Source organism: Rhodopirellula europaea 6C (assembly GCF_000338295.1).
Classification (GTDB): Bacteria; Planctomycetota; Planctomycetia; order Pirellulales; family Pirellulaceae; genus Rhodopirellula; species Rhodopirellula europaea.
In genome coordinates, this window is the sequence record NZ_ANMO01000036.1 from 1 (window position 1) to 6,610 (window position 6,610).

Here is a 6,610-nt window from a genome sequence, read left to right on the forward strand (position 1 = left end):
CATATCAATCTGGCTGAATACGGGAAGGGGCGAAGGCTGAACCAACTCGATCCCAACGTCGTGGATCAGGTCGCAGCGAAATCCAAGAGGGATGAATATCGAATCCAATCATTGCTGCGGCACCTCCTAATGAGCGACCCAATGTTGACCGCTGAGAAACCCAACATCGTGCTGCTGTTCACCAATAACTGGGCGTGGAACGGGTCGCCGATTGCAATGGATGACTCAATGCCGAATGTCGAACGACTGGCTCGTGAAGGGATGAAGTTCACGAACGCGAATGCTTCGCCGCAGTGTTCCCCTTCGGGAGTCTGTCTGCAGACTGGTCACCTGTCGTAGTGGATGAGAAAACGAGTCTTCTTCCACGGGTCTCGTGCACTGATCCACAACGACATGTCTTGTTAAAGGAGCCCCACCGCGTGAGCGCAACCGATCGGGTTTGGTCGGACCGTTGACCGATCACGCCGCACGCGGCGGGACGTATGAGGTCGGCAGCCCATTTGTCTTGATGCTCACGCGCGAAGCGATCCCACCAAATCTAAACGTGGTGGAACAATCGAGTGAAAGGGTTCCCGCATGTCATGCAACTGTGGAAGCGACAGTTGCTGGACGCCTATCCTACGGACAGAATGCAAAACCTAAGCGAAGATCGCCGGTGGCCCGCGAGGCTGCGGGATCGAAAGAAGAGTCGCCAACAAAGGGCGAACAGCAGGGACGCTGGTGAGTTCCGATGCATACTCGGTCGGAAGAACAACCACCAAGTCCCAAGTCACACCGACTGGGCTCGCCAATGATTGGCAAATCCCGCAGGTATCGTGATCGTGAGGTGCGTCTGAATCTTGCGAGTGAGGAACCGTTTCCGAAGCATCCGTGGTCGATGCATCTGATTCCGTCACATGATAATGACACCCGTGCGGACAAACAGAAACTGCGTCGCTGGCGTTGTCACCCGCATGCGAATGGGACTCGCTATCACAGGTGGCCACATGCAACCAAGCCGGAGCGTGACCGAAAACGATCAAGCTGCAGAGCAGGCTAGCGACGAGGGGCCGGAACAGCGAAGTCATGAAAGCGACGTTCGATTCAGAGAGTTTTAGATTGTTGCAAAGTGGTCCGACCAAAGACGATTGCTGCCTAGTACGATGACTCCACCCCATCCGTTCGTCAAGTTCATCACCCAAAACTTGAACATTTATTCGTCGCTGAGCTTCACACAAAATTCTTCTCGCTGGAACTCGGATGCCGCCGCTGACGACTCATCCACTCTTCACTTGAACGCGAAGCGACAGGCGAGCCCTGGTATCGCGGCGGACAAGACTAGCAGTTGACGAACAGTCGCCGCGAACCTTTTCGATTGACAAGCCGTAACGTCGCGAGAACAATCATTGAGTCCTTTGTCGGACCGTTGATTCATGCCTGAATCAATCTGCAGTGCATTCAGGCTTCTTTCACATTTCAACGTTGGCAACCGACCCTTGGCGTCGTTCCGGATCCTCACCGTCTACCTCACACTGGCTGCATTGCTGTTTGGCAATGTTGCAGGTTGGGTTCACGTTGGATGCTCGTCACACCAATCAAGTTGTTGTGCCGCTCATTGCGATTCACCAGCACTCCCGCATGTCGGATCTCATTGTCATGCCCACGCCGGCCACACACACGATCACGGTGAGCAGGGATACAGTGACCAGGGGTGTTGCGACCACGCTCACGCCAGCGCGGACGAACATCAAACAACTTGCCAGAGCGACGTAAATGTCATCTTGGCCGAGTCGGAATCGGATCAACCGTCTGAGCCACATGACTCGGATCATTGCTCGATTTGCCAGAGTTTCTTTGCGTCGCGTCATGCCATTTTTCTTTGGGACACCACGGTTCAACTGGAACCGCTGACTGCCAGCCGCGACGTGGCGATTGCGGAAAACGCTTTCGTCCCACAAGCGATTTGCCATCTTCATCGGGTACGGGGTCCGCCTAGCGTCTGACGCTGCGTGATTGTTTCCCCTGTTTCGCTTCCGTACCCGAGGTGCGTTTCCATGGCAGTTGTCCATGAAATGCCCAGGTCCGTGAGTTGGTTGTCTCGTGTGATGACAACCGACTTTTGTCCCTGGGCGAATCGTTTTGTTTATTGGCTGAAAGAGCCCATCGGTTGGTTCGTTCTTGCAACCGCGATCAGCGTGATTGTTGGTCTGTACCTCAGTCCGATCGGCTGGGTCCTGGCCGCCTCGTTGACCGCGATCATCGTCGTCGGCATGGCGTGGCCCCTGGTTGCGGTGTACGTCACCACATGTGAGTTGCGTCCCGAAACGGACTCCGTTCACGAAGGCGATGCGTGCCGAATGCTCGTCGCCGTCCGCAACCGACTTCCCATTCCCGTTTGGGGATTGGCCGTCGAAGGCTACCTGGATTGCGAAGGCGATGAAGCAGTTCCCACCGTTGGGCTCGCGTGCGTCGCGCCCTTGTGCGTCAGTGAATACGGGATCACCGTCCATCCCTCGCTGCGAGGTCACTACCCCATTCAATTGCCACAAGTGGCTTGTTCGTTTCCATTTGGAATTTGGACGGCTCGTCGCAACCTGACGACGATGAAGTCGCTCACCGTTTGGCCCAAGGTTTACCCGGTTCACGGCGTCTGCCCAATCATCGGACTGACCAGCACCGATGAAGGCGACGGCAATCGCGGCGGGCGGAGCGGTGACTTCATCGGAGTACGCGACTTTCGCCGTGGCGACTCCGCCAAACACATCAACTGGGTCGCATCGGCCAAGGTGGACTCGTTGGTCGTGACGGAACGTGGCGGTCCGCAGTCGGTTGAACTCGATGTCTTCATCGACACCGTGATGCATCCTTCCACCGTGATGTCACTCTCGGGTGCGGAACACGCCGGACCAACCGGACGCGAACTGCTGGCCAATCGAATTCGATTGGCCGCGAGCGTCTTGATCAACCTGCAGCAATCCGGTGTGCCCATGCGAGTCACGATTGGTTCGCAAAGTCTGCGGCTCGCACGCGGCAGTCAAGGCAGGCAGCAAATACTCAACGCCCTCACCGAGATTCCCGCCGATGGAACGACTGCTGTCATCCAGCGGAAACGAACCGGCAAGAACGCACGGATCGAGTTTTCATCCGATCGCCACGGCAGCGAAATCGTGCAAGTGATCGATCCTCGCGGCGGACGCCGAGCCGGCGGGCGATCGGTGATGAAGCAGATCGAATCGTGCAGTGCACTGGCCGACCAGGTCTTGAGTTTTTGGACGGAGGTGCGTGATGCAGACGCCGCCGCGTAGACGAAGAGAAACCATCCTGCTAGCGATCCTTGCGATCGCATCGGTGCTACCACTGCGGTTCTATGTCGAGTCACGAGTTTGGTTCCTGGCTGAATTCGGAACGCTGCTGGCACTCTTTGCTGCCGTGGAACTCGTCAAGACTTTCGGTGCGGGATCAGGCAGATCAAAACTCGTGACGAGTTCCGCTACGACGCTGCTCGCGATTGCTCCCGTTCTTTTTGCAATCTTGGCCCGTTCTTTCGGATCACCAATCGCGTTCGAGATGTCCACTCTATCGGCCTTTGGTTCGGTCTCGCTGGCCGTTGCCGTTGCGGCGAAAACGGATCGCACTCGAGCCATGTCATTGGTCGCCAGTGGCTTTCTGGTGTTGTTTGCCACTTCGATCTCTGAACACTCGCAAGCGGTTTGGATCGCGGTTGCTTGGATGAGCGTTTGTGTTTGGCACTTGGTCGCCAATCACTGGGAGAAACTCGATGTCTGCTTGCCCGACTCCGTTCGCCCCACCGTTGGAGTTCGCCCGGCAAGCGTGCTCGTAGCGGTCGTCTTGTGCATCGCCGGTGGACTGGCGGTTCGAAACCACGTCGGGCCCGCCAACCGAATGACCAACGGTGTGATGCCCACCAGCGGCGGATCCAAATGGTCGGACCCGGCGGCACGTTCAGGAATTGGATCCGGCGACGCAGCCATCGCGGCAAAAGATCATGCCGAGTCCTTCGGCGCAGTCGAGTCCGAGATCTTCTTGGAATCCACCGAGTCGTCACTCTTCGACATGGTCAACGAGATGATCGGTGAACCCAAACAGAAAATGAAGTGGGATCGTCGCCAAGCGATGGGAAACGAAAACCTCATTCCGATGCACGATCAAGCCGCCAAGAGCGAAAAAGGGGGCTCTTCATTCAGCACCGATCGCATGCCACCGAAGAAACATCGCCACTTTGAAGACGCGAAAGAAAATGCGGTGATTCAGTGGGCCGGTCCGACTGGCATTCGACTGGCGATGGAACGCTTTGACACATTCGATGGCGTTGACTGGACCAACACCGTCGATCGTTCCAACGACAAACTGAGCCAGCGAGAGATCGACAAAAAGGTTTGGTTCTTCGACCCCAAGTTGGAATCCAGAGCACTCAGCGACAGCGATTTGGTGACGGTCAACTTGTTGAAAGTGCTGCGTCTCGATTCGACACGGTTCCCCGCGCCCATGATGACGGCGGGACTCCATATCAAGGACGTGAACCGGCAAGACTTTTTCGGAATCGAACACGATGGATCGCTATTCATGCCAGAACGAGACAAGATCCCGCCGTTGACGGTGGTGAACTTGGCATCAATCCAAGTGATGGAAGACGAGCTGTGGGATCGGTTAGCGGGCAACCAAACCAAAGTGGACGTAAGCCAACAGGCAAACTCCGATTCCGCCCCGCACCCTTATCAACAACTGCAGGACATCGTCGATGAATTGCGAACGGAGTTCACGTTCGATCGCAACACGCCAACCCTGACGGACAATCCAGTCGAAGAGTTCCTGCAAACCCGTCGCGGTGGCGATCATCTCTTTGCAACCGTCGCGGCATTGAAAGCACGTGAGATCGGACTGCAATCGCGATTGGTGACGGGGTTCTATGTTCCTCCGGACGCCTACGACATCTCGGCGGGGCATGCAAACATCACCCCCGAAGACATCCATTTCTGGGTCGAAATCAAATTCGACGATGGACGATGGTTTGAGTTGGAACCAACACCGGGATACGAACCACCTGTTTACAAACCCTCGCTTTGGCTGAGTACCAAACGCTTCGCGGCTGCCCATTGGATGCACGGTCTTCTGATCGCTGCACTGGGTATGGTGACCTATCTCACACGCCTGATCTGGATTGATTGGCTGCTGACAGCAGCCTGGTCACTGTCGTTGTTGCTGCCATCTCGAAAACAGCTCGGAATCGCCATGCGAATTGTGGAAACACGTGCGAGCTTGATCGGCAAGGCTCGACCGACCGGGAAACCACAACGCGATTGGCTGGAAACTCTCGTCGTTCGCGATCTCCACATGCGTGATCACGTCCAGCAATTTTGTGATGTGGCCGACCAAGCCACCTTTGGAAAACCCGCACCGATCGATCGTCGTCGACTCAACTCGCTCGTCCGTGCCTTGAATACAAAACAACTGAAATCGATGACAAACGAGACAATGGCATGAGTGTGGCAACCGAACACGAAGATCGAACACAAACCGCGTTGCAAGCGATTCGCGATCAACTGGGAAGCGTCCTGCTGGGCAAGACCGAGCAGATCGAAATGGTCATTGCATGCTTGCTCGCGCAAGGGCACCTGCTTCTGGATGACTTACCGGGAACGGGCAAGACCACACTGGCAAAAGCACTCGCGGATTGCCTTGGTGGACGACTGGCACGAATTCAATGCACGCCGGACTTGTTGCCAACCGATGTGACGGGATTCAACTTGTTCAACCAAAAGACTCGTGAGTTCGAGTTCCATCCCGGACCGGTCTTCGCCGATGTGCTTCTGGCTGATGAACTGAACCGCACCACGCCTCGGACTCAAAGCGCTTTGCTGGAGGCGATGGCAGAACGGCAAGTCACAATCGATTCGGTGCCGCATTCGTTGTCCGAGACGTTTCTCGTCATCGCAACGCAAAACCCAATCGACTCCCATGGCGCCTATCCCTTGCCCGAAGCCCAATTGGATCGGTTCACCATCAAACTTCAAATCGGATACCCCGACCGCGAAGCACAACTTGGTATTCTTGAAAACGCAGCCCGAGCCGACAGCGCCAACGAGCGAGCATCCAGCACGTTGTCGTTGGCGGAACTGAAGCAGATTCAACAGCAAGTGCAAACGACATCGGTTCATCCAAAGGTTCAGGGGTATTTGGTTGACTTGGTCGAAGCGACTCGCAACGACGCGGCCATCCAGCTCGGAGTCAGCCCGCGAGGCATGTTGCTGTGGCAACGAATTGCGCAAGCCTGGGCGATGCTTCAAGGACGCGATTTTGTGACCCCCAGCGACGTTGCCAAAGTTGCTCGCCCCGTGCTGTCCGTGCGACTGCTGACGATGGCCGACGACTCCGATTCGGTGATCGATCGAATCATGACCCAAGTTCCCGCGCCGGAGTACAAGTGATGACTCGAAACCCCAAGCCATTGCAACCTCAGCCGGCTAAGGGCCGGGGAGGGCTACATGCTGACTCCAATGCCGAACCCTCCCCTCGACCTCTTCAGAGGTCGTGCCGTTTCCCTTCACCCTCCCCTTGGGAGGGTCGGACCGCTTCGGGCCGGGGAGGGTTGTGCATTGGATTCAGTGCCGAA

5 protein-coding genes are annotated in these 6,610 nt (G+C 56.3%); 4 read left to right on the plus strand and 1 reads right to left on the minus strand.

From position 1 onward, the window contains the following. Positions 1–339, plus strand: a 339-nt coding sequence (locus tag RE6C_RS33215; protein ID WP_039961087.1) for a DUF1585 domain-containing protein, incomplete at its 5' end; no start/stop codon positions are given. Between the two features lie 299 nt (positions 340–638). On the opposite strand, the gene RE6C_RS31350 is transcribed toward RE6C_RS33215, so the two are convergent. After that, positions 639–1,067: a DUF2946 domain-containing protein gene (locus tag RE6C_RS31350; protein WP_144054646.1), complete on the minus strand. Its 429-nt coding sequence runs from the start codon at positions 1,065–1,067 to the stop codon at positions 639–641. 1,017 nt (positions 1,068–2,084) lie between these two features. Here RE6C_RS31350 and RE6C_RS03470 point away from each other — a divergent pair. Genes RE6C_RS03470 through RE6C_RS03480 form a run of 3 tightly spaced genes read left to right on the plus strand, consistent with a single transcriptional unit; the run spans position 2,085 to position 6,425 of the window. After that, on the plus strand, positions 2,085–3,284 hold the full coding sequence (locus RE6C_RS03470; RefSeq protein WP_039961095.1) for a DUF58 domain-containing protein: 1,200 nt from the start codon (positions 2,085–2,087) through the stop codon (positions 3,282–3,284). After that, a complete protein-coding gene (locus RE6C_RS03475) occupies positions 3,265–5,481 on the plus strand; it encodes a transglutaminase-like domain-containing protein (RefSeq protein WP_008653918.1) in 2,217 nt (738 codons plus the stop codon). The genes RE6C_RS03470 and RE6C_RS03475 overlap by 20 nt, the downstream gene beginning before the upstream one ends. Then, a complete protein-coding gene (locus RE6C_RS03480; RefSeq protein ID WP_039961093.1) occupies positions 5,478–6,425 on the plus strand; it encodes an AAA family ATPase in 948 nt (315 codons plus the stop codon). The genes RE6C_RS03475 and RE6C_RS03480 overlap by 4 nt, the downstream gene beginning before the upstream one ends. The last annotated feature ends 185 nt before the right edge of the window (positions 6,426–6,610 follow it).

Excerpts from the sequence above, each read along its gene's own strand:
- RE6C_RS31350 (WP_144054646.1), bottom strand. The coding sequence starts at position 1,067 with ATGACTTCGCTGTTCCGGCCCCTCGTCGCTAGCCTGCTCTGCAGCTTG.
- RE6C_RS03470 (WP_039961095.1), top strand. The coding sequence starts at position 2,085 with ATGACAACCGACTTTTGTCCCTGGGCGAATCGTTTTGTTTATTGGCTG.
- RE6C_RS03475 (WP_008653918.1), top strand. The coding sequence starts at position 3,265 with ATGCAGACGCCGCCGCGTAGACGAAGAGAAACCATCCTGCTAGCGATC.
- RE6C_RS03480 (WP_039961093.1), top strand. The coding sequence starts at position 5,478 with ATGAGTGTGGCAACCGAACACGAAGATCGAACACAAACCGCGTTGCAA.